The organism is Stieleria marina, assembly GCA_007741555.1.
Taxonomy (GTDB): Bacteria; Planctomycetota; Planctomycetia; order Pirellulales; family Pirellulaceae; genus K23-9.
This window is the reverse complement of record CP036526.1, coordinates 3,929,189-3,955,751: the sequence shown is the minus strand read 5'-3', so window position 1 is coordinate 3,955,751 and position 26,563 is coordinate 3,929,189. Positions and strand designations below refer to the sequence as shown.

The 26,563-nt window shown below is 52.4% G+C and carries 30 protein-coding genes; 3 read left to right on the top strand and 27 right to left on the bottom strand.

Going from position 1 to position 26,563, the window contains the following annotated elements; translation table 11 throughout:
• Positions 1-144 precede the first annotated feature (144 nt).
• The 5 genes from K239x_RS14175 to K239x_RS28660 all read right to left on the bottom strand — a co-directional run bounded on the left by K239x_RS14175 (position 145) and on the right by K239x_RS28660 (position 3,638).
• The gene (locus tag K239x_RS14175; RefSeq protein WP_145418757.1) at positions 145-459 is read right to left on the bottom strand and encodes a hypothetical protein; all 315 of its coding nucleotides are present in this window, start codon (positions 457-459) and stop codon (positions 145-147) included.
• A gap of 199 nt (positions 460-658) precedes the next feature.
• The gene (locus K239x_RS14170; RefSeq protein WP_145418754.1) at positions 659-1,423 is read right to left on the bottom strand and encodes a trypsin-like peptidase domain-containing protein; all 765 of its coding nucleotides are present in this window, start codon (positions 1,421-1,423) and stop codon (positions 659-661) included.
• A 136-nt stretch (positions 1,424-1,559) separates the two neighbouring features.
• On the bottom strand, positions 1,560-2,048 hold the full coding sequence (locus tag K239x_RS14165; RefSeq protein ID WP_145418752.1) for a hypothetical protein: 489 nt from the start codon (positions 2,046-2,048) through the stop codon (positions 1,560-1,562).
• Positions 2,049-2,324: 276 nt separating this feature from the next.
• Positions 2,325-2,897, bottom strand: a complete 573-nt coding sequence (locus tag K239x_RS14160) for a hypothetical protein (protein ID WP_145418750.1) — start codon at positions 2,895-2,897, stop codon at positions 2,325-2,327.
• Positions 2,898-3,512: 615 nt separating this feature from the next.
• Complete coding sequence (locus K239x_RS28660; protein ID WP_419190041.1) at positions 3,513-3,638, bottom strand: hypothetical protein; 126 nt, start codon at positions 3,636-3,638, stop codon at positions 3,513-3,515.
• 58 nt (positions 3,639-3,696) lie between these two features.
• Between K239x_RS28660 and K239x_RS28655 the strand changes: the two genes are divergently transcribed.
• Complete coding sequence (locus K239x_RS28655) at positions 3,697-3,903, top strand: hypothetical protein (protein WP_419190040.1); 207 nt, start codon at positions 3,697-3,699, stop codon at positions 3,901-3,903.
• A 145-nt stretch (positions 3,904-4,048) separates the two neighbouring features.
• On the opposite strand, the gene K239x_RS14150 is transcribed toward K239x_RS28655, so the two are convergent.
• From K239x_RS14150 to K239x_RS14135, 5 genes are all read right to left on the bottom strand, one after another.
• Positions 4,049-4,645: a hypothetical protein gene (locus K239x_RS14150; protein WP_145418746.1), complete on the bottom strand. Its 597-nt coding sequence runs from the start codon at positions 4,643-4,645 to the stop codon at positions 4,049-4,051.
• Positions 4,646-4,783: 138 nt separating this feature from the next.
• The gene (locus K239x_RS14145) at positions 4,784-5,146 is read right to left on the bottom strand and encodes a hypothetical protein (protein ID WP_145418744.1); all 363 of its coding nucleotides are present in this window, start codon (positions 5,144-5,146) and stop codon (positions 4,784-4,786) included.
• A 772-nt stretch (positions 5,147-5,918) separates the two neighbouring features.
• The gene (locus tag K239x_RS28650; RefSeq protein ID WP_419190039.1) at positions 5,919-6,068 is read right to left on the bottom strand and encodes a hypothetical protein; all 150 of its coding nucleotides are present in this window, start codon (positions 6,066-6,068) and stop codon (positions 5,919-5,921) included.
• A gap of 591 nt (positions 6,069-6,659) precedes the next feature.
• Positions 6,660-7,460: a PEP-CTERM sorting domain-containing protein gene (locus K239x_RS14140; RefSeq protein ID WP_145418742.1), complete on the bottom strand. Its 801-nt coding sequence runs from the start codon at positions 7,458-7,460 to the stop codon at positions 6,660-6,662.
• A 374-nt stretch (positions 7,461-7,834) separates the two neighbouring features.
• Positions 7,835-8,167 carry a hypothetical protein gene (locus tag K239x_RS14135; protein WP_145418740.1) on the bottom strand — a complete coding sequence of 111 codons (333 nt, stop codon included), beginning with the start codon at positions 8,165-8,167 and terminating at the stop codon, positions 7,835-7,837.
• 686 nt (positions 8,168-8,853) lie between these two features.
• Here K239x_RS14135 and K239x_RS14130 point away from each other — a divergent pair.
• On the top strand, positions 8,854-9,336 hold the full coding sequence (locus tag K239x_RS14130) for a transposase (protein ID WP_419190038.1): 483 nt from the start codon (positions 8,854-8,856) through the stop codon (positions 9,334-9,336).
• Between the two features lie 100 nt (positions 9,337-9,436).
• Complete coding sequence (locus K239x_RS28645; RefSeq protein WP_419189511.1) at positions 9,437-9,637, top strand: hypothetical protein; 201 nt, start codon at positions 9,437-9,439, stop codon at positions 9,635-9,637.
• Between the two features lie 1,461 nt (positions 9,638-11,098).
• Here K239x_RS28645 and K239x_RS14125 read toward each other — a convergent pair.
• The 17 genes from K239x_RS14125 to K239x_RS14050 form a co-directional block, all read right to left on the bottom strand.
• Positions 11,099-11,536 (bottom strand): SRPBCC family protein, encoded by a 438-nt coding sequence (locus K239x_RS14125; protein WP_145418738.1) that lies wholly within the window; start codon positions 11,534-11,536, stop codon positions 11,099-11,101.
• 154 nt (positions 11,537-11,690) lie between these two features.
• Complete coding sequence (locus K239x_RS14120) at positions 11,691-11,993, bottom strand: hypothetical protein (RefSeq protein WP_145418736.1); 303 nt, start codon at positions 11,991-11,993, stop codon at positions 11,691-11,693.
• A gap of 270 nt (positions 11,994-12,263) precedes the next feature.
• Complete coding sequence (locus K239x_RS14115; protein ID WP_145418734.1) at positions 12,264-13,247, bottom strand: DUF4303 domain-containing protein; 984 nt, start codon at positions 13,245-13,247, stop codon at positions 12,264-12,266.
• 134 nt (positions 13,248-13,381) lie between these two features.
• On the bottom strand, positions 13,382-14,176 hold the full coding sequence (locus K239x_RS14110) for a hypothetical protein (protein WP_145418732.1): 795 nt from the start codon (positions 14,174-14,176) through the stop codon (positions 13,382-13,384).
• Positions 14,177-14,431: 255 nt separating this feature from the next.
• Positions 14,432-15,874, bottom strand: a complete 1,443-nt coding sequence (locus tag K239x_RS14105) for an FG-GAP-like repeat-containing protein (RefSeq protein ID WP_145418730.1) — start codon at positions 15,872-15,874, stop codon at positions 14,432-14,434.
• Positions 15,875-15,981: 107 nt separating this feature from the next.
• A complete protein-coding gene (locus K239x_RS14100) occupies positions 15,982-16,458 on the bottom strand; it encodes a hypothetical protein (protein WP_145418728.1) in 477 nt (158 codons plus the stop codon).
• Between the two features lie 123 nt (positions 16,459-16,581).
• Positions 16,582-17,082, bottom strand: coding sequence for a DUF6714 family protein (locus K239x_RS14095; RefSeq protein ID WP_145418726.1), 501 nt, complete (start codon positions 17,080-17,082; stop codon positions 16,582-16,584).
• Positions 17,083-17,685: 603 nt separating this feature from the next.
• The gene (locus K239x_RS14090; protein WP_145418725.1) at positions 17,686-18,180 is read right to left on the bottom strand and encodes a hypothetical protein; all 495 of its coding nucleotides are present in this window, start codon (positions 18,178-18,180) and stop codon (positions 17,686-17,688) included.
• 94 nt (positions 18,181-18,274) lie between these two features.
• Positions 18,275-18,598 carry a glycosyl-4,4'-diaponeurosporenoate acyltransferase CrtO family protein gene (locus K239x_RS28640; protein WP_419190091.1) on the bottom strand — a complete coding sequence of 108 codons (324 nt, stop codon included), beginning with the start codon at positions 18,596-18,598 and terminating at the stop codon, positions 18,275-18,277.
• Between the two features lie 297 nt (positions 18,599-18,895).
• Entirely contained in the window at positions 18,896-19,363 is a 468-nt protein-coding gene (locus K239x_RS14085; protein WP_145418723.1) for a hypothetical protein, read from the bottom strand.
• A 906-nt stretch (positions 19,364-20,269) separates the two neighbouring features.
• A complete protein-coding gene (locus K239x_RS14080) occupies positions 20,270-20,524 on the bottom strand; it encodes a hypothetical protein (protein ID WP_145418721.1) in 255 nt (84 codons plus the stop codon).
• 122 nt (positions 20,525-20,646) lie between these two features.
• Positions 20,647-21,117: a thioredoxin family protein gene (locus K239x_RS14075; protein WP_419190037.1), complete on the bottom strand. Its 471-nt coding sequence runs from the start codon at positions 21,115-21,117 to the stop codon at positions 20,647-20,649.
• A 188-nt stretch (positions 21,118-21,305) separates the two neighbouring features.
• Positions 21,306-21,560: a hypothetical protein gene (locus tag K239x_RS14070; RefSeq protein WP_145418717.1), complete on the bottom strand. Its 255-nt coding sequence runs from the start codon at positions 21,558-21,560 to the stop codon at positions 21,306-21,308.
• A gap of 909 nt (positions 21,561-22,469) precedes the next feature.
• Entirely contained in the window at positions 22,470-22,865 is a 396-nt protein-coding gene (locus K239x_RS14065; RefSeq protein WP_145418715.1) for a hypothetical protein, read from the bottom strand.
• 63 nt (positions 22,866-22,928) lie between these two features.
• Positions 22,929-23,480, bottom strand: a complete 552-nt coding sequence (locus K239x_RS14060; RefSeq protein WP_145418699.1) for a hypothetical protein — start codon at positions 23,478-23,480, stop codon at positions 22,929-22,931.
• A gap of 608 nt (positions 23,481-24,088) precedes the next feature.
• Positions 24,089-24,385, bottom strand: a complete 297-nt coding sequence (locus tag K239x_RS14055; protein ID WP_145418713.1) for a hypothetical protein — start codon at positions 24,383-24,385, stop codon at positions 24,089-24,091.
• Between the two features lie 1,370 nt (positions 24,386-25,755).
• Entirely contained in the window at positions 25,756-26,295 is a 540-nt protein-coding gene (locus K239x_RS14050; protein WP_145418711.1) for a hypothetical protein, read from the bottom strand.
• Positions 26,296-26,563 lie beyond the last annotated feature (268 nt).

Sequence of the window (26,563 nt, the reverse complement as noted above, 5' to 3'; positions counted from 1 at the left end):
GAAACCGAGAATGACAACCAAGGCAGCGAGGGCAAGCTTGCGTTTTGCGTCGGACATTTGCTTCATGCCATAACATTACTGATGTACGGCAATTAGATTCTCCAATTGCAAAAGCCCGATGCCGTATTTCGGTGAATGCAAAGGTTACCCGCCGCCTTTTTCCAAATCGGCAAGAGTCGTTGGCTTGAGTTCCTGACGGGACCGAATCTGCGCTCGAGTTGGATTTAGATATCCGAAGCGATATCGTAGCACGAAGCCGGATGCAACTAAAGCAATGGAGTAGATGCCAATCACGCGTGTGGCGGGCAGCACGCCAAACCAGAACTTGGCCGTTAGATACACAGCCACAACCAAAAAGCCCAGACACAATGCGTAGTCGTGACCAAGTCGTCGGGAGCGCGACCACCAGTGGTTGGTCGCACTGTTCGCAGCGGTAGGTCCTAATTGAGTTCGTCGCATTTCAAATGCTTTGGTGATGAAGACACAAAAGGCATTCATCACGCGCGCAATCACGATCGCATTTTTGTCTGGCGATTACGGTTGGTGGATCGTACGGATTCGGCATCAATTCGCTCGGTTAACGGCGGCGTTGACCCAGCAACGCCATTGTGATTGCCATCTCCAGTGGACCAAGGCGTTGGTTCGGGCAGACGCATGGTTACCCGCCCGCGTGGACACGCGAGATAGCGTCGCGGATTAATCTGGCGGGCACCATTTTGGATAATTTCCCACCTGTTTCGTCTTTAACCACACCAATATACATGCCAACCACGGTCAAATCGCCATCGGATTGATCACCGAGAAAAGCGGGGCCGCCGCTCGTTCCTTGGCCAAGTGCCGGAGAGCAATACACGATCGGTTCATTGCCCCAGCGATTTGCCGTATTGGTTTCGCGAGATGCAATGTGCCCCACCACCGCGACGGGAGAGACGATGTCTCCCGCTCCGATTGTGAGCGGGAATCCGACCGTAACAATGCGCGTTGTGCGTGGCGGAGTTTTAGTCGATACGGACTTTAGCGGAATCGAAAGAGCACTGAGATGAGAAAAATAGGTTTCAGCACCGTCAACATTCGGCAGCTCAGCGACAGCGAAGTCAGATCGGTCATCACGGAGCCAAGGATTAGCCGACGTTCGGAAGAACGTCTTGAGAGCTACCCATTGCGATGCACCATCAGGGTCGCGGTACCTCAGTTTGCTGCTCAGGTTGGTTTCGGCAGAGGCATGACCAGCAGTCACGAGGAACAGCTTTGCGTCTGCTGAAACAAGAAACGCTGAGCACAGTTTGCCCGTGCCAGGCTTCGATTTGACCAGCGACTGTATGCATACGACACGGTCCCACGGCTCGGCCGGGCCCGGTTCAGCCCCATCTGCAAATGCCGAGAATGTGAAAACGGCGAAGGCGAACGTGAGAGCGTTTTTCATAGATGTCTAGACTTTAGTTAGATAGCAATACGGTCCAACGGGCGGTGAAAGACACGTCAGCATGCAGAAGGACGAGCCGCATGGGCACAGTAAATGGTCGTTTCCGCCGTTTCCGGTTCCAGCATTGAGCTCCGGATCAATCGGCTGCCCCTTCGATCATCTGCCATCGCTGAAGTTTCAGCTGAGGGAACATCGAAAAGTCTGTGATGCGTAGGCGCAGATTGTGTCCAAGCGTCATCGGTAGGCGTGCCTCTGTATCGGACAACACGGCAGGCTGTGTCAAACCAATCACAGGTTCATAATGGATGCATTCCTTCGAAAACGTTCCGCTCAGTGTGCACAAGTATCGCTTCTCGTTGTTGGAAGTTTCGAGTTGATGTTCGATGTATAAATTTGATTCACCATGTATGTTGCGTACAAACGCGGTGGTCGCAAAAGTCGGATTGGCCACCCCTTTGGTATCGAAGGAACCACCGTTCACGCGGGCGTACTTTCTCGCCGCGTCACCGATTATTTCAACATGGATAAGGTCGCCGATTTTGGGCTCCCGACGAGGTTCGTCCGCAATCGCAGGCCAACTCGACACGACGCTAAAAACGACTAAGGGGGCAAACCACTTGCGCATCACGGCAATCCTTTAACGGAGTGTTAATTTAAGTCAGGTATCCAATGATGCAAAGGAAGACACGGATTTGATAATCACTGCTCTGGCCGGAACTGCAGTGGCACTGAATGAAATCAAAGTCGATGAAATTGCTCAAGAGTGGCAGGAGGAGCAAGGAGAGTACCAAAACCTCCAAGCAAATAACCAGCTATAGCATCCGGAGAAATCTACGCACCTTGTTGCGAATACTTGCTCCGGATGCGTTGTTTGATAGCTTCCAACCTTTCTTTCGTGATTTCACGTGATAATTTCTGGGCCTCGATATAATGCTTGGCAGAAATTCCCCCCCAGCACTTCGGCCACGTCTTCTTCCCGATCTTTCTTGATTCGTTTCACTTGCTGCTCAACGCGACGGATTAACAGCATGTAGCGTTGCTTAGTAACTCGAATTGTCGGATAAACGTCGTACTTCAGATTTGGATCGGTTGGTTCGATTTGTTGCAGCCTCTTCAGTTCTTTGCTGACTTCATATTCAATAAACTCGTTACGCGCAAAACGTTGTGCGAATAATCGCCGCGTCAGTGTTTTCGAGTCTAACTTGTTCTCCACCACAAACTGCTGAACTTCTTGATTCTCATTTAGGTATCCATTGCGAAGTTCTTCGATCAACTCCTGCAACTGCACATGTCCTCGGTGTCGCTCCCGCAAAAACTGCTCTCTCGTTTCATGCGTAATCGGATACTTTTCAACAGCAAAGAGCGAATCCATTTTTGCTTTGTCATCATCCGAAATCGCAACACCGGATGAAACCGCGGCCACCAAAGCCATCACCAAAAAGCTCTTCAAATATTTTCGCATCATTTTACTCATTATTCACTCTGATTTTAATCACAGATGAACATGCAGAATGTCTCTTTGTAACATCGCATGAGAGCTCAGTAAGTTCATTTCTAGTCCAGTCAGATCGCCGATCGACGCAATGTTGTTTATCGTGTGGTCACGTTCTTCAAAATGTACACCACTAAAGACAGGCAAACCGGGAAGCCAATTGCAATCCCGACACTCTGGCAAGGGATTTAACAGCGCCAACGTCCTTTAACCGGAGCCAAGACAAGTAGACCGCGCTTCTGAAGGAAACGCCGAAAATGTCTGCGTGCTCTCGGATGACCGCTCTTGCACGCTCGACTGTTTCGGGATCACTTGGATCCATCGCGACCATGGCAAGCTCCGACTCTTTTTGATGGCAGAACGGCGGTCCTCACCGAGGACCGCCAATGTGGTTTCAATTTGTAACAATCATATGTCGCGCTTGGTGTGCACGCCATGGTTATCCGAGCGTGAGGCGATTGGACGCTGCGAAAGTGGGAGTCGAAGAGCATCTCGCGTTTGCGAAATCAATCGAATAGAGGCCGAGCGATCCGACCAAGTAGGTCCTGTATCGGCCACTGTTTGCGAATGCTTCAAAGCAAACGCAGTATTCGCAATTTAGCCGAAGGCAACCATGATTGTGAGGGCCGCGACCAGCGGAAGCACATACGCGGCTACGGCAAGAGCGATGAACGCATTTTGGGAAAGTTCGCCGAAGTAGCGATAGTCTGGCTTTGATCGCATTTGGTATGCGATGAAAGTGAAGTAAGCAATCGGCACGAGTATGCAGATAGTGATACCGATGATTGACGCGCTCGAAATGCCTGCGGGTGGTTGGGTAATGGTTGCAGGCGCGTCCGAGACAGGTGGCGAAATACTGCCCAATGTGTCTACTAACGCTACACCAAGGGCAAACGCGGAAATCGCAAGCGGAAACATTAGCAACGCAGAGGCCAAGTCACGAACTCGAACGATCATCTTTATCACCAATCAACCGACAGGGCGGTAAAAACATGGATTGAACTGAGCGACACGTCGACCGACGACATCGCAAGTAATTTGGGCGGACAACGTTTGCCATCACCGCTGACGGAGAGTTAACTTTCCGTTTGCAAACGCGCCGTGTCGCACTTCCGCGAATTGCATGGTTTAGCCTATTCGCCATCGCTGTGTGACGTGACAGGCTTTCGAGGTGGCGGTCCAATCAGGATGGCCACATAAGCCAGCGGCTTTTTACCCGGAATCGCCTTTCTTTTTCCGCGGGCAGAATAATGTATCACCGGCTCAACGGCTCGAGTCCCAGGTTCATCCGCCAGTGTGACTCTCGCCTCATATCCAGAGGCTGGCGACCAGCCACCAACGCTTAGCAGCACGCTTCCGCTATTGCGTTCAGGAAGGTCGCCGCCAACTGGGCAAAAGAGACCAGAGTTCTTGCCGGCGAGACTACCGCTCCAGATGCGATTGTCGATTTCATCGTCCTCCAGCAGCCCGTCACAAACGGGTACCCAGTCTGTGACAGCGAAATACTCGGTCTCGCCCAGTTCTTTGAGTTGCTCTGCAACCCAGGACTCGACGACGGGTCCATTCTGCTTCGGGGTGCGAGCGGTGACCGGTATGATCACCTTGACAAACACCTGATTGAATTGCTGCCGCTCGATCGACGCTGGCGTTGGCTTCTGGGCGGGTAGCTCAGAAGCAAACGTCGTGAGCGTGTAGAGAGCCAGCAGTAGGACGAAGCTACGACATCTCATTCTAGGTCTCATGACGTGTAAGTGTGATAGGATATTGCCAAAACGGTGCTGTTCACCGCGGGCCGCCAATGTGCTTTCAATTTGTAAACGCGCCATGCGGTCCTTCGTGTGAATCGCATGATTCTGCGCTGTTACAGTCTAGTGCGACGAAGCATAATCGCCGAACGCAGAGGCCATTTCCATTTCTATTACCTGATGGTGATTCGCGTTCATCCATAAGAAATCGTGAGGACGGTAAGCCGTGCTCCATTTCGTTCCCGCCAGTTCGGAAAAGTCGGCACCACCAGCTAGTCGCGGGATTTGGGCATTGCCTCCAACACATCCGTGATCAAAGTCTGAAAAGTAGGTCACGTCGAGGGTTGATCCCAAGTCGTCACGAATGTCTCTGATCTGAATGGTCGCGTGCGAATAGCAAAGCGATCGAGCCGCAAGCAAGCACGCAATGGACGCGGTCGCAACGAAGACACGCTTCAATGTGAATCGGCATCGAAGGTATTTCACCGCGATCGATTCGCTGTATTAGCAGTCGCAGAACGCCTGCGATCACCGAGCCTGAACGGTAACCTCAACTTACGCGTGTAAGTTCGGCCTTGTGTGCATCGTTTTGGTATTCCGGCCGTGTTCGCAACCACTAATATCACGTACGAGATCTGCCCCCGTTCATTTACTGTGCTAGATTTCAACTCGCCATTGTGATCAAACACTACGATATTACACCCAGTCGATGAAGGTAGCCAGAGAACAACGTCCTCTTCATGTTTCCTTGGCATCACCTGATCCAACGAAACTGCCTTGACCGGTTCGCCGTGGTTGCAGGCCGCGATCACGACTGGCCATTTTGCTGTGAGCTATTTGCCTGATACGCGTTGCATCGCTTTTGGAAACAGGGCCGTTCTTTTCGAAGGAGCGACACTTGTGTCGAAAGGGTGGACGAGAATCGCATCGACATCGGGAATGTTGATGAGTCCAGAATTCTTGTCGGGTGGAGGCATTGCCGAATCTCGTCGTCCCTTCCAGGAGCGGCCAGGCTCGCGACCAAAGTTTGAATGTTGTTTTCGTCGAATCCAGGCTGCTCGGCGGAAATGACCTGCGCCAAGTGTTCCCAAGGAGCAAGGGTGTGGGAGCTAAAAGTGCGATCGACGAGCACCACAACTAGTACGGCAAAGGTGACTACAGGAACCTGTGTCGACATAACGTTAGGGTTCACCGCGGTCCGGGGCAGGATGTTCCATTTCGATATATCAAGCCACCGGACTTTTGGTGCAACCCTTGGCTATTCGGGGTCTTTGTCACCCATTGAACGCTGGGACGCCATGGCTGCAAGGTGTTTCTCGATCTTGGATAGAGCGATCGAAATGCTCAAAAGCGATCCAGCACCAACACAGAAAAACAGAGACCCCACAATGTGAAAGTAGTTGAGCATTGTACGTTGGTATTTAAAGGTTCAGGGGAGTTTGCAGCCAAATGCTGAATGAAGAGAGCATAGCATGCCGAGTGTCGGTGTATGTCTAGGGCTGAATACAGAGACGGATAGCATTCAAGTGTTTCAAAAGTCGTCGATGCTTGGATAGAGCAACAGCCTTTCTGTAAATTCGTCCAGTCGGTTTAGGTTTAGTATTGGAATGTGAGGTATCGCATTCCGGTTTCCCATTCATCACTGAGTTCGACAAGAACGGCAGTGACGAGTCGTAGGATCTGCATCGCATTGGCCATTCATTCAAAGCCACTGTCGGCAAGTAGCTGGACAGCTTTGTGAACTTCGTTAGATTGCATTTGGTGGGTGATGATCGTGTTTCTTTTCGTTGAGTAAGAACTTTGAAAAGAAACCGATCTGGCTCGCTCTTTCAAGCGGTCGCCGATATTGCCGCATTTTGCTCCGTTCGTAAGCTCACGAAGCAAAACGCGGCAATATCAACAAATCGAAAGTACAGAAAGAAAGTTACACCACCCGATGGGGGCAGGACTTTCAGGTGCTTCGCATTGGTCGTCGCTGTGCCCATTAAAGAAGCCTAATTCAACACACATCCAAGTGGGCCTCCCGCCTACGCCTGCCAACTATTAATGCAAGTAGCCCAACCGACAAAATGCAAACTGAGGAAGGTTCAGGCACGGTTGAGACCGAGAGACTGACATTGTCATAATAAGAGCTGCCGGTATCGAAATTATTCAGGAAGACGATCAGTTCTTGGCCGCTAAGTGAATCATCGCCACCGGTTTCAAACGAAAAAGAGTTCAGGGCCCACTGACCTTCGGCCGCAGTTACGGCTGTCGAACTGCTGCCGAATTGTTGACCAATAAAAGTGTCTGATCCAGATCCTTCGAATGAACTGCTGCCGTTGGTATCCGCCCAAAGCTGTAGGCTCCAGAACTCGTTCGCGGCCCCGAGTGTCGCGTCGTTGCCGATGGCTGCGGAAAGCGTGAAGATCGAATTGATCTGGAGTGCTTCACCACTCATTCGGAATATACCCGTGTTAGTACCCGCTAGCTCTAAAACTTGGTTTCCACCTGCGGGGCTCGGTAGCGGTTGAGCAAACCTATTAGCATCTGCTGCATGCAAAATGCTGGACATTGCTCCGCCTGTAAACTCACCCCAGGGCGCCGGGAGCAGGGTTGTTGTGCTGTTGGCGGCGACAACCGGGGACTCCCAAGTCTCTGTAAAGACGATTCCGGCCTCGGCATCACGACTGCCAAAGGCAAAAAAGGAAACGAGAAGAATGCCTAACACAGGCAAACACTTCTGCCCGTTCCGAACAACAGCAGTTGCTGAATTTTCATGGCGATCGGCTCTCGCAAGGATGACGAATATCAAAATCAACGCGGAAGGAACTCCCGCTCTCGCGGGGTGGGGCTATGCTGCCTTGTCGATGGTTCGCCCGCAAGTGACTCTAGTAGGTGTCCTGAAGCAGCAAGTTGAAGTGAAGTCATAGGACAGCGCAAAAAATAGTGCTTCTCGATTTTGCTTCGGTCGGATAACAGTACCGATCATTGGTCGGCGACGATCGGCTTGCAGAAATTTAAAGAAATCGTGCTATTGTGGCTCCGGTGCAACGGATGGTTATCCGCCGTGTCGGGAAGTAGCCGTCATCGTCGCCGCGTCAGCGTAATCGAATCGCCACCCGCCGTAGGTTGCAAAAGAACCGTCGCATCATCGGCAGAGACGATTGTAAAACACTCTGGCGGCACGTCGCCCTATGGATCGGCGCGACTAAAAGAGTAAAACTGCCATCCCAAACCAAGGAAATTGTTCAGTTGCACCTTTGCTACAGTCAGTTCCCCGTCGTGAATGTCAAAAGAGTGCGCTTCACCAAATGGAAAGATAGGCACTGGCTGTTCACCTGATGCAATTGCCAAGAATCCTTCTCCAGCTGCTGGTTGCATGTATCGACCGGCAACAGAACTGGCTGCTGCAACAGGCTCTTGTTCCGCCAGCAGACGCATGTAGTTACCGACAAACCAAACTGCCGCAACTAGCGAGCACGCTAAGGCAGTTTTGACGAAAATATTGCGAATGCGTTTCATCATCGCCTCTGGTTAAGTACAAGTACGTCCAATGCGTCCTTCAATTTAGCGGGATAACGTCAGTGATCACCGAGTCCGGAAGGTTAATCTTCCATTTCAAAAAAGAATGCAAACCGGACTTCGGTGCATCACACTGGTTGTCCGTCCTTTGAATTTCTATTTCACCGAATCGACCGACAGAAGCTACAGTGCGTCCGTATCTTTCTTGCGGGACTCCAGTGCGTGCAATCTTCGATCAATTTCCATCAACGCGACTCCAGTTATCATAGCGAAACCGGCCGCAGCCAAGACAGGCCCAGACGGTCCGGTTGACGATTGAACGTTGATTATAAGGACCGCAAGGGCGATCAATATAAGTGAGAAAGCAAGGATCTTTAGTGAGTGTTTCAATGATCAACCTGAGTTGTTCGCAACGATGGCATCGACGAAAGAGAAGCGGCGTGAACAGTCACGCCCTTCTCGTCGGAATGAACTATTATCTGGCTTCTATCGTCGAATTCGTAGCTACAGTTGGAATGCGATGAAAGGGTTGCGATTTCACTTAGTCGCAGAAAGAATCCATGAAGTCGGTGGTTTGAGGCGAGTCGGCTGGGTTTCCGCGCTGACCAGGCCGTGATCGTTCTCTTTGGAGACGTCACAATTCAGTCTGTTCTTAAAAAACACTGACACCTCAAATCCCGGACACTCTCATGATGATCCTTGCAATGGACCTTGGCAAGTTCAACACCGTCTGCTGCTTGTACGATACCGTAAATCGCAAGTATTCCTTTGAGACGATCGCGACGAAACGGTCGCACGTGGAGCATGTACTCCAGACGCATCGGGCGGATTTGATTGTGATGGAAGCCTGTGGGCCGTCGGGTTGGATCAGCGATGTGTGCCGGGCCCAAGGAATCAAGACCATCGTTTGCAGTACCAATGACGAGGCCTGGAGCTGGAAAAACACCAAGGGAAAGACCGACCGCAAGACCGCCGAAGCACTCGTCGCGACCATCGACAATTCGCATCGCTTCAAAAGTGCACGTCATCTGTCGAGCTACCTGGGCATGACGCCCAAACAATACCAATCCGGCGAGACCGATCGCAGCGGCCGAATCTCCAAACGGGGACCAAGGATGTTGCGTTCGATGCTGCTGGAATGTGCGTGGGCGAGCACACGATACAACGCATAGGCAAAGCAGACGTTCGCGAGAATCCCCGGCAGATCAAGGACGCGCCGCAAGAAATGCCGGCATCGCGCTGGCACGCAAACTGGCCGTGATCGCTTGGGCGATGATGTGTGACGAAACCGACTGGGACTCGACGAAACCGCTACCCGAAATGCCGCCCGAAGACGTGAAGCTAAAAGTGAAACGCTCCGAGGTGCGACCGGCTGGCGAACTGCACAGCGGTGGCCCCAAACGTCCTGCCGCTCGCGGTTCGCGCAAAACCAAACGACGAGGCAGTCCACGGCGCAGCCCAATGAAAACCTAAGCCATCTACTGATCCCTCGGGTCAACCGCGAATCGGCCGCCTGAGGCATGCAAGCCTGTCTTGGATGACCTCGAGAGAACGATTGCGTTCAGGGCCCGAGGGATCTTTTAGCCATCCACTGTTACTCCAACCAGTTCACCTAACACGAGCGACACCACTGACAGCGAATCACCGCAAGCCGAACTCACGAACTACCGAAAAGGACTCCCCCTTTCGCCGCGACCACTGAGCAAGCCTGGCACCCAAGAAGCATTTTAGAAAGCACTTCTCCGGGATGTCGCCCTAAAGAATGTGGCCGGCAACCTGCCCGTCGTGATCCAGCCGGATCGAGAGCACTGCAAGGAATGATGAGACGACGGCGTCAACTTGGACCGGCACACGTGTGCCCATCAATCTCGTCTGCGTGTTCATCGGCGTTGCTTCTCACGACCCAGCGTGTCGCAGTTGGCTCAGCGATGTATCGCCTCGAAGTCACTAGCAAAAGAAAGACCAGAGTGCCGACAACCAGTAGTGCTATCGATGTTCTGTTCAATGAGATGCAATAAGAAGTGAGAGAATTTCAGTCAGATAACGTTAGTGTTGACCGAGATCGCGCCTTGTGTTTTCCATGCCAAAGACCGCGTCATCGCGAACTTCGGTCCAACACATGGTTATCAGCCGCCTGCTGGTCATTGGATCGCGCTAACAACGAGAGCGGACACGAGGAACAGAACAACGGATAGCCGAAATCCCCAACGGACGTTCTCCAGCCACCAGTAACGTGTTGCGCCGGACGCCAGTAATGTGGCGAGCAAGCAAATCGCCCCACACTTGATCAGCCCAGTTTCAAGTTTCGGAGAAGAGGAAAGGCAAATATACACGCAGCAAACAAAGCAAGACACTAGATGCACGGTCCCGACGATCGCGCACAAAACGGCCATCATGAGTGCAGTCAAACCGCCTTCGCTGCTCTGCCGCGCAAGCACCTTCGTCGCTACGGACATGCGACGCACTTCTGGCGAAAGCTCAGAGGAGGTTCCCGGCGGTGAGTATGGGTTAGCCGTCATAGTAGTCGGCGGGGGCTGTTCAGTCGGGTAATGCGTCATGGTATTCCGTCAACGGAGATTGGAATTAGAATCGGTGTCGACGAAAGCTGACCACAGTCGCGGTCCGCAAAGTCCATTCAAAATAATCGCAGCGGCAACAATTGCGGACAAAATCGTTCTTGATAAATCGACGGTTGGCGAATGCTGAATCGCGATGCCAGCGAGTCCTGCAACAGCGATTGTTGGCAGGCCCCTGAGAAACACCATGAAGTGGTTCGGATTCGTCACGCTTAAGCTCTTCATTTCATTCTCGTGTCTGTTGGTGTAGTGTACTCACTGTTTCAAATCAGTCGGATAACGTCTGCCATCACCGGACCGGGACGGTTGATCTTCCATTTGTAAAAACTCGCAAGCCCGGATCCGGTGCATGGCTTGGTTATCCGGCGTTTTGGGATGTGCGGCTACGGTCCAGCGAGGTGACATGATTGGCAAACCGATCGAGAATCGCCTGCCACCCCGCGCGTTGCTGTTCTTCGGAATGTGTCGATTCGGCGTCGAAAGTCTCGCAAACCGTAACGCCCTTGTCAGTCGGAGCGAATTCGACGCGAACGGTCCGGCCATCGTCCAACTCGTATTCGATAAGCCGTTGCGTTTCGATTTGCGTGTAGGTCCCAGCGAAGTCAAAACCCATGCTGCCGTCCTTTGCCTCCATTCGCGACGAGAGTACGCCGCCAACCCGCAGGTCAGTTGCCGCACGAGTGGTGTGCCAATCATCAGAGGCGGCGTTCCATTTCACGATGTCATCAGGGTTGTTCCAAGCGTGCCAAACGTCAGCAAGTGGTGCGTCAACAGTTGTTTCGACGGTGATTTTCATTGAGCGTTGGGGCTGAGGTGGAATCGGGTGGATTTCAGTCGGGTAACGGCCCGCATCAGCGGGCGTCGGGAGCAATCTTGCAAGCAAAGAGAGATGCCGGCCACCGACGCTCTGTTGCATGCGTTGGTTATCCGCCGTTGTGAACTAGTTACTACTATTCGACGCTAGACCCATCCCATGCGTGGTTGGGGTCAGGAACAAATGTGATTCCATATCCCTTGGGTCCAGAATACAGTGTGCTGGTAACGAGCCAGCCACCGGGAACTTTTGCACGATTGAAGGTCATGCTCTTTGCATCTTGCGTGAACACGTTCTCGAAACGCAATTTCGGCGTTGTTGGTTTCGCGACAATTTCTGCGGTTTCCTTCGCATTGGCGGTTTCAGTTACAATTGCGGCAGTCAATCCTAGCGAGGATGTTAGTAGTGCAGCGCAAAACAGCGTAGTTCGCTTTGACATGGATCTGAGTTCCTAAAGTGGGATAGAAATGCGAGAGTGACTTGAGTCGGGCAAAAAGAGACGAACCCGCCATAGGCAATGGCACGGTACGATTCTGGGCAGGGCGCAAGTTCTTTACGATCAGTCAAGAACTTTGATTCAAGCCAAAAGCCCATGCTCATTCGGATAACGTTCGCCGTCACCGGTCACGGACGGACGACTTCCCATTTGTAAAACCTTGCAATCCGTGCGCCGTGTGCACGGATTGATTATCCGCGTGTTCCTTGCTAATCAGCTTTTTATTTTATCAACGCGAATGTCGGCCAGTTGGCCATCCCAGAATGTAAACGTGATTCCCAAATTATTGTATTCAATCGATTTCTCCCGCGCACCGGGAGCCGCCCCAAATTCCGATACCGTACTCTCAGACGTGCGCGAAGGTTTTCCGTATGTGTTCAGTACATCATCCGCGGAATTGTTTGCTCCGATTCCTTCCCGCGTCAGGCCATTGAATCGTCCGTAGTCGTTGAGACGAAAGTAGAAGATAAGGGTTTGAACGATCTTTCTTCTACATATTGCTTGAACTCCTACTCCAGGAAATTCAAGATAGGTGGCGCTTGTGCTTTCTGTGGGGCCAAACACTTCGTGAGCAGTTTCCCTAGCTAGGCCAATTTCGCATCCGTCAACGCCACGCCCAGGGATGATCTCCATTGATGGCAAGGGGCTGGTATCTCGGCGAACCGGCTTCTCTGCAGGCAGGTCGAAACTGTCGTTTTGATTATTGCGAAAATGATCTTCTGAAAGATCCTCGGCGATCTCAATGGCAGCTTCGGCAGTATTCACACGATCGACCGCTTCCAGCTCCATCTCCCCTACGCCTCCTGTGCTTCCGCATAAGAGCAATGTGCCCGGATCGAAAAGCCCCTCTTTTCGACAGTCCTCCAACGCAAGTGTTAGGCATTCGAAGCGTTGCTGGATCGTCGATCGGTCACTTTCCGCTAGCACAGAAATGGTTGTCGATACTGAGTCGAAATATTCGTCGCCCGCATTCTGAACCCATTCCGTGTAGTTCGATCCGATCCCCTTGTCTTCCGGCTTACGTTCAGCAACCCATGACTTTGTGCAGGCCGCAGAATAGAGAGTCATCACGTTGTCGTCTGTGCAAAGCGCGAACCCGTGTAGCGGATCATGCCCAAACTCGTTAGCCATATCTGCACAAGCCTTGCGAATTGCGTCAGCGATCGCACGCCTCAGGTCGTTGTGGACGTCAGTCATTGTCGTTCAGCCTCAGGTTACCTTGGAGCGAAACCTTATTCGGATTACGATAGGATTCACCGAGTCGCGGGAGTTGAGTAACCACTTAAAAAAGCCGCACCACCGCGACTGCGGTGCAATCCATGGTTCGCCTTTCATCGCACGAATGATGAGCCACGACGTAGTCGCCACCCACCAACATGATGCAGTTCGCGACCCTTCTTGAAATCGAGAATCCGTATTGCTGGATTTGATTCATTTCCCCAGTCCACATCGGTCCGATCGAGGTAGCCGATCAAATCAGCTGAGCTGTCAAATGTCAGGGCTACGAGTTGCGGGGGCGTCTTGTTTAGGTCGACAACAGCGTAGCGAGCAACAGGTGCGCGTCCGTTGGCTCCCAATGCGCCAGGCACGACAATTCCATTGGCTTCGCAGTATCGTCGGATACGCGCTTCATAGTTTTCCTTTCGATCGAAAGACACGGTTGCAGAAGGGGCATTCTCAAGTTCCGCCTTGCTAATCTGTCTTGAAGTCCGCGGTAGCGGCTTTTTCCGATCGATCCAGTGGCAAGCTTGCAGTTTGCCGTCCGAATTCGGGCAGCAAACAAAGTTCGCTGTGTGTTCGGAACGCCCGTCCTGAAGTGTGACTTCAATCCATATCGTGGGATCGGGATTGAATTTGTGTTTCTCGTAGTACGGGGTGTCGGGTGGACTGAATGGCCGAGCATTCCATGCGTACACCGTTTTGTGCTCGTTCTCGCATAGATGCATATGATGGTTCACGCACGTCGTATCATTGCGTGGGTCGTCAGGGCACTGGTCGAAATGTAAATCCTGGACATCACAAATCTTCTGGTCATCGTAGATTGCAACGACTTTAGCCATGAACTCTTCTACGCTGGCCTGCTGGTCAAGTGAAAGCCCTTCGCAGCTTGTTACGATTCCCGTCATAGCGTGTAAGTTTCGTTCTCGAGGCGTCTTCAGTTTGTGGGCGAACGGCAGTCGTCACCGAGGACCGCCAACATGATTTCCGCGTCGAACTCCCGGCAGCCAATCCGTCCCAGCATTCTGACTGACACAAAGAAGTGAATCCCAAGAGCCGCTGCGGCCTTCTTGAACCAAGTCCTTGAACATCGGCTCGCAAGCTCACGATGCCAAAGACTTACTTGTTAGACCTTATCTTTGGCTGGTCGAGCGTCAGTTGCCTTAATCCATAAGCCGGGGATTGTACTGACGTGGAGTGCTAAAGTACTTGCTGTAAGCTGATTCGTCCAAGGGCTTTGGCGTGAAGATGAACAACTCTGTTGCGGTCGGGTCCCAGAGCAGCAATTCTTCGCGGTTGTCGCCGCAAAGGTCAGCCGGGATTGCATGGTAGAATCCCATTCGATGAACCTCACCACCGTTTGGCCGCGGAAGACCAGGCAATGAAAACCCTTTGCGCGTGTGCAAATCCCAAAGCCAGCCGCCATTGTACAGGAGCGCTGCCTGGTTCGAGCCTTTCCAATACACAGGCTCCATGCCGACGTTCGTGGGTGAGATGTTGAGCTTGAGACGATCGACGATGCCCCCTGTCGCACTACTGACGAGCAACAGATCGTTGGTGTGTCCCTTGTTGCGTAGTACCATTTCCGGGCCGTCCAAATCGCTCCGCAGATTGGCGACACGCACTTCCTGACCGTGAGGAACCTCCTCTTCTCCGAGCGATAACACGACTTCACCGTCCGCTCCTATTACGTGGCCGAACCCTGAACAGATTGCGCGCATTTGTCCGTCGTCCCACTCCGCAATCGCAACGGAATCCATGTTGCGTCCAAGCTTCTTTTCCCAAAGCAGTTTTCCATTGTCGTTAAGCACGAAATAGCCGCCATTCAGTTCGTCGCGTCCGTCTCCATCGATGTCACCAACGGACGGAATATAAGCATTGCAATGCGAATACCTATTCCACTTCGTACGGTACGTCCACAACACGTTCAACTCTTCGTCCAGGGCGACATAGGTGTCACCGATTTTCACGGCGATATCGCGAGGTTGCGGAGTGCCGCGAAAATTAGCGATCAACAGTCGCTGATGCACCCAGTTACTCCCTTGCGGATCCTTGAGACGCCTTTCGGTAATAGCCGTGGGAGCCGACTGACGCAACACTCGCCCCGTGCGGCCATCACGCACCTGAACGACCACGTCTGTCAAGGACAGCCAGTCGCTTTTGATGCCGGGCGTCGGTTGATGCCAAAAGCAAACAAGATCAGCCGCGCCGTCGCCAGTCATATCATGGACTGCAACCGACATCGGCCGCGACGGCTGATGCCCACCCTGACCGGCCGACCAGAGAACACTGCCATCCATCTCGAACGCACCAAGGAATGTCGGCTTCATGCCGCCCATGTGGGCTCCACTGGGCGCTCCGTGATTGCAGCGATAGACAAGGAAATCGCATCGGCCATCTCCGTTCAGGTCGCCGATGCGGATGTCGCCCCCATACGTATGCCCGCCGTTTGTAGTAAGAAGCTGTTTAGGAATCTGTAACCTGCGGTACAGCTGTGCGTCTCTCCGAGTCTCTTCAGCGTAGCCTGTCGACAAAATGCACTGCGCGAAGAGACCAGCAACACAAACAGATTGGAAATTGAACCGGCTGACCATTCGTTGAATCACTTTCGTTAATGAGGTTGCCTTGGCGAATGCACACTCAGCTTGGGGCTCATGCCGTTCACAGTGGGGTGCTCGCCATCGGACTGGTGTCTTCAGTCCTGCGCTACCGATCACCCGTTCGGCGCGGCTAATTTCATTGTCAAATCGTCCCGACTCGCCGACTCGGGTGCATCGGATTGTCCCCCATCTTTGTTTTCTCTGTCGGCATCAAATGCTGCAAAACGCACATGAGTGATTGACGCTGAATTCATTCGCTTGCGAAAACAGATCACGACCTTGCTTGGCACCGGTCGCGACGAGCGAAATGTGACGGTATCGGTCTCAATGTTGACAATAAACGATACGCCCGTTGGGGACAAAGCCTGTTTGGCAGCCGTGACCTGTGTAGTCGTAACGCCGGCGTATCCCAGATCGGCCGCTGCGTCCATGTCGGCGGTCATGCAACTCAGCGGTAGCTCGCCATCAACTAAAAACTTCGCTTTCGAGTCGTCCAGCGTGACGGTCATTTGCTGCTTTGTCTCAGCAGCACAAAGCCCGCTGCGAGCGACTAACGTTAACAGCAAGAGGATCAAATGATTGTGTGCCAACGTTAGGACTTCGTAGTTCTTGATTGCATCGGGGAACGGTACCCGTCACCGAGTACGGAGAGTTGATTTTCAATTTGTAAAAACCCGATGCCGTACTTCGGTGAATGGGATGGTTCTGCTTGTCTACTCGGTGCTGTCAAGCCAGTAAGTATCGATCGCGATAGCAAGTTCATGGTCGTCGAGTTCCCAGGCACTCACCAAGTATCTAAGCGTTTGCCCCACGATGTCTCGTTGCTCATCGGAAAGCATTGCGAATTTAGCCTTCCCACGACTGGAAAGATCAACAAGTCGCTCCATCACACTATCGAATGCGTCAGTGTAATCAATTGCCTCGCCGTCAACGTCGGTCAGTACGGTTGTCAAATAGGCGGGGAGATAAAATATAAAGCCGCGTGGATCCATGAATATTGGGCCGCCAGTCCCGTGGGTGCGTAGCAGCACCGGATTGTTGACGAGAATGCGCCAGTCGTGTTTTTCGTCTGGTTTACGTGCAGATTCGCGTGATTCAAAGCACTCGTGATGGTCGATTGCAACTGACTCTCGCAAGCTCACGCCAGAACCGAGCACTACGCCATCGAACGCGGCATCAATCTTGGCGATTAGACTTTGATTCTTGCGAACCATTGAGTCTCCGAATGGCAGAACGGCCGGCATCACCGAGCACGGCCTAGGTGGTTTCCATTTGTGAACATCTTATGCCGTGCTTTGGTGCACGGCATGGTTATCCGTTGTGTGCTTGAGCCTTGAACTATCGTAGCCACAGGTTGCCGTAGTCGAAATAATAGGTCGGCCCTGACAGGACTGTGCCACGCCGTACAGAAAACCGGAATGAGGCATAGAAGAACGTCTGTCTCGCAAGCAGGATATCCGCCCAGGATCTTTCACGTGTTGTGAGCGAACAATTCTCTGGTTTTGCGAAATACGTTGAGTCAAGGCGGCTCGGAGCATGAGCGGAAGTCGGAGTTGCGTTGATCCTGCGAACAAACTGGGCGCGATCAGCGACGAATCGTGAAGCAGTTTGTGCCGGCCATCGTATCCACCAAATCACGACTGCTACGAGAGCAACTAGAGCGAGCAAGGTGCAAATACGGAATTGGAGGCGATTCATCGTGCGATCAGCGAAATGGTGCCTCTGTCGGATAACGGCCGGCATCACCGAGCAAGGCCTATGTGGTTTCCATTTGAAAATATCTTATGCCGTGCTTCGTGTGAATGCCATGGTTCTGGCTAGCATCCGTGTCCTGCTGCGGGGAAGTGCCCGTCACGCTTTGTCGCCTTGGAAACTCGACTTGCCTGGATCTTGTAAACGGTTCCCACCGTTCCGTCACTATCTCGTATTACGTCGATTGTCAGTTTCCCCGTGACCTCGATGGGACGATTGATGAGCAACTCTGTCGATCTGTCCCCAGACATTTCAACGTATAACATGTGATGTAGCGGCAGGATCTTCCAAGCGTTTAGGTTCACAGGTTTCTGCGTCGTCTCCGCCCACATGCCAAATCGCTTAATGTCCGTTGTGGATGTGACGCTTGATACCATCATGTACCCTCGAATTGTGATGGTACTGTTGAGATGACCGCGAATGGACGCAGGGACATTGTTTTCGTCGAACGCTTGGCGGTCGTTCGACGGAAATTTGAGCGCGTCCAAGTCGAAGACTTCTCCGACGGCGATCGTTGAGCATGCAAGCACAACGCAAAGTACGAGTATTGATCGAATCATTGAGTTAATGCCAGAACGGTACCCGTCACCGAGTACGAACGTTTGAGTTTCCATTTGCAAGATCGCGCAAGCCGTACGTCGGTGGACGGGATGGTTACCCGTCAATGCCCCGCCTCTCGGCCCTGGCAATTAGCCTATCAACGCGACGCCTATTGTACTGCTGAACGAGAGACAGGTACGCATTGCCGAGCACGTTCACCACAAAATGTGACGCGAGGACCGAACTCGGAACGCCTGCAACTATAGAAGCTCCAATCGCCGCCAACATGACAACGAAACCAATCCAATGCCCAAACTCCGCGATCGTCAGTGCCTTGCGAGTTTCAACCAGTGTCTCTATTTGACCGTTCTTGACTCTCTTCAACCCTGGATTGCAATTCAGTCGTCCCCTCAGGATTACCCACCGAACAAACGGCACACCGATCAGTTCATACGTTCGACTCCTACGGAAGAGACTCGTTTCGACCTCGCTGTAGTTCACGAATCGTCGTAGAAGCGGTTCGAGAACGGCCCCAACGGTCCAAGACAAGAGCAGAACGAATATCGAGTTGTGAAACGGGTTTGCAAAATCCAACTATGTGAACCTCGTTTATGATGTCCTGCTAATATGGGGTAACGACCCGCATCACCGGGGTACGTGAGTTGACGTTCGATTTGTAAAACCGAACCAACGGGCCTCCGTGTGGATGCGATGGTATCCGCCGTCTTGGGAAGATTATTGCATGTGAGACGACAGCCCGTTGCCACCATATCGTTTGGATCGGTAAAACGCCCACCCGTCGTTTGTATCCGGTGGCACATCAAAGCGACCCACATGTTTGTCAGTTCGTGGATACCAAAAGTGTCGGTGATCGTCGAGTAACCCACAGCCGTATTCCGCAAGAAACGAGTCACCAGACGATGGGGTTCGGCTAAGACAAAACCGAGCGGGCGAATCCGAGTTCCCCAACTCCGTAAAAAAGCAAATGCGAAAAATCACGGCCAAGCGAACTTCAAAGTCAATGTCCACGTGCTCCAGCATGGAGTAGTCGATGATCGGGGCGACACCATCGAAACACGCGTTCGCAGCAGCGTCGTGCAGCATTTCGGCGGTCGGTTCAAATGTTGGGTTGTCGCGTAAATCAGAGATCAAATTGCAGTTGTTGACGCCACACTGATCCGCGTGATGGTAGTGAGTGAGCAACGGCTTTGTGATCGCGTAGAGTGTCTCGATGTGGTTTAAGAACGAATCGCCCTCACATTAGATCGAAAGTCAATCAGTCGGATAACGGTGGTCATCACCGAGGACCGCCAATGTGGTATCCATTTGTATAAACACCATGCGGTCCTTCGCGTGCATGACATGGTTCGTCGCGCCTTCGGCCTACGCTGCCCAATCAGTGTAGAGGAAGTCAACAATCGACGTTAGACATTGCAGCGTAGCAAAACCGAGTCCAATGCACGCAAGTCGCCGCCGTCGCATCACTCGGTGCCTCTTAGACGCGAGCCTCCACGAGATGATCGTGGCAAATAGGCTCAAAATCAAACGCGGGAGCAGCCAGAACTCACCGTATCTCGTCGTAGCATCCAAGAAAGCAGCAAGACACAAACAGGTAACGGGAAGTGCAAATATTAGCGAGAATGCGGTCGCGAATACGGTGTCAGATCTAGTCGGCTGCCAGGGAAACGCGATCGCAACGACGCCACAAATCAACGACAAGGTTGCGAGTATCGGCAGGTAGCGAAAATACCACGTTGGGTTCATGAACCCTGGGTAGCCGTAGTAGGCCAGAAATGCAACGAACCCACAGACAAATGATGCGATTGAGAACACACGGAGTGCACGAGAGTCACGCGTCTCGCTAGCCGAGGTTGTTGAACTGGGCGGCGAATACGGGTTGGTCAATGTGTTTCTTGTTGTCGACGAACGGTAGTGTTGACCGAAATCGCGCCTTGTGTCTTCCATGTCAAAAATTGCGTCATCGCAAGCTTCGGTCCAACACGTGGTTATCCGCCGGGTTTTTTGCAGACATGCCTTCGACACGTGATCTAGTGTAGCCCGAAGAAAGTGACCGAGCAACGCAAATACGACACTGTCCCATCGGTCCAATCAGTTTGGCTTATGCCCCGCCAAGAAGTAACCAATCGACCCCAGCGCAAGTCCAATTGCACCGCCAGCAGCAGCAGCGCCGCGTGAACGTCCGTCTGGGTCACCAACCGAACGGCCAGTGAAATCAGGAAGCATGATCGAGCCATACATCATGAGCAGCACGGTCGGAACGATGAGCCATCCGATCCGAAAAGGTTTCCGAGGCGCGTCTTCGCCCTTGGGTTCAGAATCCGGCGGAGAGTACGGGTTTAACACGCTCTGCTCATCTTCAGTCCGACAGCGGTACCGATCACCGGGCGTCGGCGAACGGCGTGCAAGCAAACGGGAAAGGCAACAACCGCCGCTCCGCTGCATCGGATGGCTATCCGTCGTGTGAACTACGGTGTCCATTTAGTCAGGAACGCCATGAATACGTCCTGGTCATACCCTTTGCCCTTCTCAAGCTCGCCTGTCCCTTGAGAGTGCAGAAAGTCCCCGTTCTCATCAAGAACGAAGAAGTGGGGGTACGCGTTGCATTTTGGGTACGCAGAAAGGAAGTCTTTGGCGTGCTCGCCGGGGAACGTCACTTTCATGACAACAAAATTGTTGTCGATGTGGGAACGAATAGTCTCGTTTGTGGACATGTAGTCAGTAATTCGAGCACACCATCCGCACCAATCACCGCCGATTTGCAGGATGACGCGTTTGTTTTCGTTCGCCGCACGAACAAGGGTTTTGGCGAGATCGTCAGTTGGATCAAACGATTCGTCGTAGGTTGATACGGTGTAGAAGTCTGCATGTGCAGCTTCGACCGGTGACGTAGCCAACGGCGGCTCAGAGACCTGCTCCGGCGGGTCAGCGTCGAGCACGGCTGTGCCAGTCGAAGCGGACCCACAACCGATGGTCGTCGCACAACAAAGCGCTGCGAATACGAGCCAAAATTTGTGTGTGCGTCGAATCATCGGATCGGGTCCATTGTAGAGGAGTTGGTCATGATTCAGTCGGATAACGGTTGCGATGACCGGGCCGCGGCGATTGATCATCAATTTCGTAAAACTCAACTCCGCGGCTTCGCGTCCATCGCTTGGTTCTGGCCTTTCGTCTGTGCTGAGCCAGGGCCATGCCAATCAACGTACATCGAAGTATCTCGGTTGTATTTGACGGCGGATTCGTCTGAGCGAACAGCGGCAATAAAGTCGAGGTCAACCATCGTTAAGGGGCGAACCCAGCAACCCCAAGCAACCGAGCTGTTAATAATCTTGATGATGCTGTCTTCAGAGGAAACTTCGATATGCCCTTTAAAGTAGTACATTGGGGCAGGTTTCCAACAATGCCACTGTGCATTGTATCGTAACCAGTCACGTGCCAACGCTCCCAAGGGCCGTTTTGCGTAAGGATCACTATCCGGCGGAAGATGGACATGAACTCCGCGCTTTCGGCTGTGAAGGTATATGATGGAAGGGTCGGATTTAGAAAACTTCTTGGGGCAAGCGAATAGGACTCCACATACGATGAAAGCAGCCAGCAAGTAGTTCATGCGACGGTATCGTTTTGCAGATAGCATTCGTGTGGAGCTAGCAACAGAGATTGAAAACGGCAGTGCCAGAACGGTAGCCGTCACCGAGGACGGACGATTGACTTTCCATTGGCAAAAACACGCAAGCCGTCCTGCGCGTGCACGGCATGGTTATTCGTTGTCTGGTGGAGAATCATCGATGCGTCGTTTATGCACGAAGCCGCCAATCGCGACGAAAAGTATGCCACCGATCGCTCCCCAGAAATTGCGACTGCCCCATCCAAGGAGCAAATCAGCCGGAATGCCAAACGTAGCCATACCCGCGAAAAACCAAAGCCAACTGTACGGAAATGAGAAAATATTGTGCTTCATAAACAAAGGTTGTGTTGAATGCGGTTGTTGTGGCGGAAGTCAAAATCAATCAATCGATTGAAGGCAGTTTGGTTGTTGCTCCCGCTAGCGACGGTAGTCATTTAAATCGGGTATCTCGTCTTCCGCCGAATTCGAGCAATCGAAGCGAGCAACGTCTGCCGAACGAACGATCGTCCAGCGGTGTCGTGCTTCGGCTTGAATCGCAAGGGACGCCGCCAACACCATCGAACGCTCTCAGTCGAATAACGGCCGCGATGACCGAGTCGCGGTAATGTGGTATCCGATTCAAAACGCCTTGCCCGCGACTTCGGTCCATCGCATGGTTCGCCGCAATTATGTTGCGACGGTCAATCCCGTATTTGCGGCAATGGCGCTCAATGCATCTGCCTGCGAGGCGTTTGCAGAGATCATATCACGCAACAAGTTGGCGGCACACTCGTCACCGAACTGAGGCGGTTTCGGCCCAGGTCGTTTACCGTCCATGTGTCGTCGCGGATTAAGCTCAACCGGGTTTGCTAGGTCAACCAGAACCTCACCGTATTGTGCACGCACAGCGAAAAAGTTGCGATTAGGCTTCTCAAGGTATCCGAAGAATATCCCGCTGGCGTTGTCGGACTGCTCATCACAGTTGCCTAGCGTGCCATCATGCTTGGTGTACTGAATCGTGATCTTGTGCAGGTCGTCGAAGTTTGGAGCAAACGGTCCGAGGTAGCCAATTGAGTGAATCATTGTCAGTAAATCTACGGTTAATGATGCGAAGGGTTTAGCGATTCAGTCGGCGAACGGCGGCGATCACCGAGCACCGCCAATGTGGTTTCCATTTCTAAAATCGTCATGCGGTGCTTCGTGTGAATCGCATGGTTCTGTCATCTTAAGCGCTGCCCGGCCACGCTGCCAAGTGAGAACCAAACCTGTGGAGATTATCATCATCGGTGACAGGGAAATCAACGGATGGATCGGGAGAAGGAATGGCGTAAAAAAGAAGACGACGAACAATGCGGCAATGCCCAAATACCACGCGAGATTATGACGATCGAGAATCGCAGTATTTGCAACAATGCCAAAACAGCAGAGCATTGAGCCGATGTCGACAAACTCCGCAAAGAAATAGGGTGAGCGCAGCCTGTCCAGGTGCCCCGCATATCTGACGACGAATGCTACGGCTGCGATAGCCGAGAAATAGATTAGCGTTCGTTTTCGTCGAATACAGGATATTGCAGCCAGCAGAGACCATAATCCGACGGCGATAGCTGTATCTGCGAATTCAGGATAGAGCATCCACAACGAAAAGGTGCAAGCTGCGAAGACAGTTGCGAAAATCAGGTCGAGGATTGACGCCTTCATGGGCGATTGATTTTAGGGATCATCGACAGAACGGCGGCGATCACCGAGCACCGCCAATGTGGTTTCCATTTGTGAAATCGTCATGCGGTGCTTCGTGTGAATCGCATGGTTCGTCGCTATTTAATTCGCGTAGGAGGTCCACGCCGCGTTGGTCAAGTATATCGAATCAACCGACTGCGGGTGCGAGCCCAAGAAAGATGCCCAACAGCGCGAAGCCAATGAATCCATATATAGCACCCCTCTCCGCTGCCCGCCGCGTACGATACCGATCGAACGCTAGACTTGCACCGGTCGCGCACATTCCAATGAGCATCAGTGGCAGTGCCAATAATGCGGTAGTGAGACGCAAATCGTCGGACTGACTTCCAAGCCCGGTCTCTGCCGCGACAAACGCAAATGATGCCGCGCAGAGAAAAACGCATAGGATGATAGAACGAAGCGAAAGTGTGATCTCGGACTCCCGATTGCATTCAGCGAGCGGAGCTAAACCTGTGTGTCGACGAACGGCAGTGATCACCGAGCCGGGACGACAATCTTGCAAGCAGAAAAACCAGCACGCAAGCCCGGCTTCGCGTGCATCACATTGTTATCTGGCGATTGGTGTCCTGTCAAGAAATGCCAGTGGATCGCCAGTATAGCAGTTCGGAACATTTGGGACATTTTAATGTGGTTGGATTGTTTTCATCCAACGCAAATTTTACGACGTCAACGCTGTATTCATTCTCGTTGGCTTCACGGGTCACGATGTTGTTTATGAACGCATCAAAAACAGCCTCCAATTCATCCTCAGTTTTGGAATGGTCGTGAAATTCATCGCGGTCGTCGATATGAACAGTGCGTAGTTCGTTTGTAATCTTGTTGCACAACAAGACCGACAAGCCCATGTACTGATGGTAAGACCACATGAAATTTGGCCCGTCATGTCCACACGATTTGCAATATGGCTGTCCGTGAAACATGTTGTGCCTACACGCGAATTGAGACGATTCTATGTGACCGATCTGTAGTGCCGAGTTCAACAGTCACTCGCCACGTCATCGGGTCTCCAAACACGCATCCAACCCGTTTGTCGATTGTTGCTGATATCTCGCGTCCGTCCTCAAGACGCACTCGAAAGCGCCGACCATCTTGTTCAACTACAGATCCATCGAGTTGGTTAATGCGTGCTGTCAAAATGCCAAGCCAGATAACGTTTGCCGTCACCGAGTACGGCGGTTTGATTTTCTATTTGTAAAAACTCGATGCCGTACTTCGGTGCACGGCATGGTTCCTCGCCTTCATTGTAGCAGCAAGCGTGATGTACTACCGCCTCTGCACCTGTCGCCAACGGGAAGTGACGACCGCAAGTGCCGAAACTATCACTCGGAGTCGAGTGTCCTATCGGTGCGCCGCCCTACACGCCAGCCGATAAATGCGATCACCCAGGAAGGAAGTCCTATTGTCTGCAGGACCATCGCGGTAAGCAATCGCGATTCATTGCTGGGATCACCCGCAGGTGGATTTGGATTATTGGGAGCCGGGAGGCGGTTGAAAAGATCGAGAAATATCGGCACAACGAAGTAAAGTTGAATTGTGGTCACAACCAGCGCCGCACAAAACGCGAGATTCCGAACAAGACGCCAGCGTTTCGGATTCATAGTAGCGGTGTTGGCAGAACTAGGTACGACAAAAATCGCTCGAGGAACGTCCGTCGTCACCGAGGACGGCCATTGCGGTTTCCATTTGTAACTATCATATGCCGTCCTTCGGTGCACGACATGGTTCGCCGCTCTTAGATCGCGATGTAATGCTTGACGCGAGTGAAGCAGCAAAGATCCCAACGAGTATAGCAAACCAGGAGTTGACCGTGCGCTGAAGAACGTACCCGTATCCGTTCGCGACCGGAACTGTCTCGGGACCATCGTGATCGATGTTCTCGTATATCCATACGGCGAGAGAGTCTGGGCAAACGCCGAGAATGACCGAAGACATTGCGAAGATACCGTAAGTCATCGCAAACGATTGTGTTTTGCCCGTCGTGTGGAACGCAATCGTGAAGGCAATGCAACCGGAAAGGATCGATGCAGACCGCAAAATCTCCGACGCCACGTCGCTTGGTCGCATAATCATCGCGAACGCGAGCGCGAAAGCAAAAACAAACATGGTCAAAGTGAGTATCGTAAAACGCAATCAAATACTCACGTGTGTAGTTCTGTCGGCGAACGGCGGACATCACCGAGGACGCGCGAAAGGCGTTCCATTGCCAAACCGCTGGGCTCGCGTCCTTCGGTGCATGTCATGGTTCCCCGTGATCTAAGTGTGTCCGAGTCGAGTCATGAATCTTCTGCCAGAGCTGTTCCGCATCCGGCCACCATGGATCACGCAATGGAATCTCGTCTGAATCAAATTCGACGAAACTCGGAGTGGCACTACCATCGCTATAGTATACCAGTACCGATTCGTCCGGAACAACAAGACGATCATTGACGTAAAGGCGTGTCCCTCGTCGACTGTCACCACGATGGTTTAGCCATGGAATGAAATTGCGTTCGTGCCACTGTTCTTCAGTGTGGATCTGTTGGAGAAAGACCAAACGAACACGTCCCCAATCCGGGTCGTGTGCAGCCATGCAGTGGACATATGGCCCCTCGAAAACAGTCGGCGTTCCGGTGACACACGTATGCAGCGAAGGATAGGTTGCGTCACGATAAGTTGTGATTGCACGCGGAATCAGCACCGCCGACAAAGCGACAACGATGAGCAAAGTGCGAAGTCCAAATCTCATTCGATCCGCTGTGCCATTCGGGGAACGGTAGAGATCACCGAGTACGGCCATTGTGATCTCTATCTGTAAACGCCCGATGCCGTACTTCGGTGAATCTCATGGTTCTGCCTTCTCCGGCGAATCCCGAGTGAATTCCTCGGTCACCGCGCGGCTCATTAGCAATATGACAAGCAGTCCAGGCATGAGCCATAGTGGAGCAGCGCCAATCCTAACTTCGAGCGCAAGTTCACCACCGGGATTAGTGGGAATTGCCCCGTAGAGAAACATAAGTGTGTGGGAAGTGAGACACCAAATTGCAAAATAGCGAGCAACCGGCTTG

Bases quoted from the DNA above. Each gene is read 5' to 3' on its own strand.
- K239x_RS14175 (WP_145418757.1), bottom strand. From the start codon at position 459: ATGCGACGAACTCAATTAGGACCTACCGCTGCGAACAGTGCGACCAAC.
- K239x_RS14170 (WP_145418754.1), bottom strand. From the start codon at position 1,423: ATGAAAAACGCTCTCACGTTCGCCTTCGCCGTTTTCACATTCTCGGCA.
- K239x_RS14165 (WP_145418752.1), bottom strand. From the start codon at position 2,048: ATGCGCAAGTGGTTTGCCCCCTTAGTCGTTTTTAGCGTCGTGTCGAGT.
- K239x_RS14160 (WP_145418750.1), bottom strand. From the start codon at position 2,897: ATGAGTAAAATGATGCGAAAATATTTGAAGAGCTTTTTGGTGATGGCT.
- K239x_RS28660 (WP_419190041.1), bottom strand. From the start codon at position 3,638: ATGCGATCAAAGCCAGACTATCGCTACTTCGGCGAACTTTCCCAAAAT.
- K239x_RS28655 (WP_419190040.1), top strand. From the start codon at position 3,697: ATGATTGACGCGCTCGAAATGCCTGCGGGTGGTTGGGTAATGGTTGCA.
- K239x_RS14150 (WP_145418746.1), bottom strand. From the start codon at position 4,645: ATGAGATGTCGTAGCTTCGTCCTACTGCTGGCTCTCTACACGCTCACG.
- K239x_RS28650 (WP_419190039.1), bottom strand. From the start codon at position 6,068: ATGCTCAACTACTTTCACATTGTGGGGTCTCTGTTTTTCTGTGTTGGT.
- K239x_RS14135 (WP_145418740.1), bottom strand. From the start codon at position 8,167: ATGATGAAACGCATTCGCAATATTTTCGTCAAAACTGCCTTAGCGTGC.
- K239x_RS14130 (WP_419190038.1), top strand. From the start codon at position 8,854: ATGATGATCCTTGCAATGGACCTTGGCAAGTTCAACACCGTCTGCTGC.
- K239x_RS28645 (WP_419189511.1), top strand. From the start codon at position 9,437: ATGATGTGTGACGAAACCGACTGGGACTCGACGAAACCGCTACCCGAA.
- K239x_RS14125 (WP_145418738.1), bottom strand. From the start codon at position 11,536: ATGAAAATCACCGTCGAAACAACTGTTGACGCACCACTTGCTGACGTT.
- K239x_RS14120 (WP_145418736.1), bottom strand. From the start codon at position 11,993: ATGTCAAAGCGAACTACGCTGTTTTGCGCTGCACTACTAACATCCTCG.
- K239x_RS14115 (WP_145418734.1), bottom strand. From the start codon at position 13,247: ATGACTGACGTCCACAACGACCTGAGGCGTGCGATCGCTGACGCAATT.
- K239x_RS14110 (WP_145418732.1), bottom strand. From the start codon at position 14,176: ATGACGGGAATCGTAACAAGCTGCGAAGGGCTTTCACTTGACCAGCAG.
- K239x_RS14095 (WP_145418726.1), bottom strand. From the start codon at position 17,082: ATGGTTCGCAAGAATCAAAGTCTAATCGCCAAGATTGATGCCGCGTTC.
- K239x_RS14090 (WP_145418725.1), bottom strand. From the start codon at position 18,180: ATGATTCGATCAATACTCGTACTTTGCGTTGTGCTTGCATGCTCAACG.
- K239x_RS14070 (WP_145418717.1), bottom strand. From the start codon at position 21,560: ATGTACTACTTTAAAGGGCATATCGAAGTTTCCTCTGAAGACAGCATC.
- K239x_RS14065 (WP_145418715.1), bottom strand. From the start codon at position 22,865: ATGATTCACTCAATTGGCTACCTCGGACCGTTTGCTCCAAACTTCGAC.
- K239x_RS14060 (WP_145418699.1), bottom strand. From the start codon at position 23,480: ATGAAGGCGTCAATCCTCGACCTGATTTTCGCAACTGTCTTCGCAGCT.
- K239x_RS14055 (WP_145418713.1), bottom strand. From the start codon at position 24,385: ATGTGGTCTTACCATCAGTACATGGGCTTGTCGGTCTTGTTGTGCAAC.
- K239x_RS14050 (WP_145418711.1), bottom strand. From the start codon at position 26,295: ATGGCCGTACTCGGTGATCTCTACCGTTCCCCGAATGGCACAGCGGAT.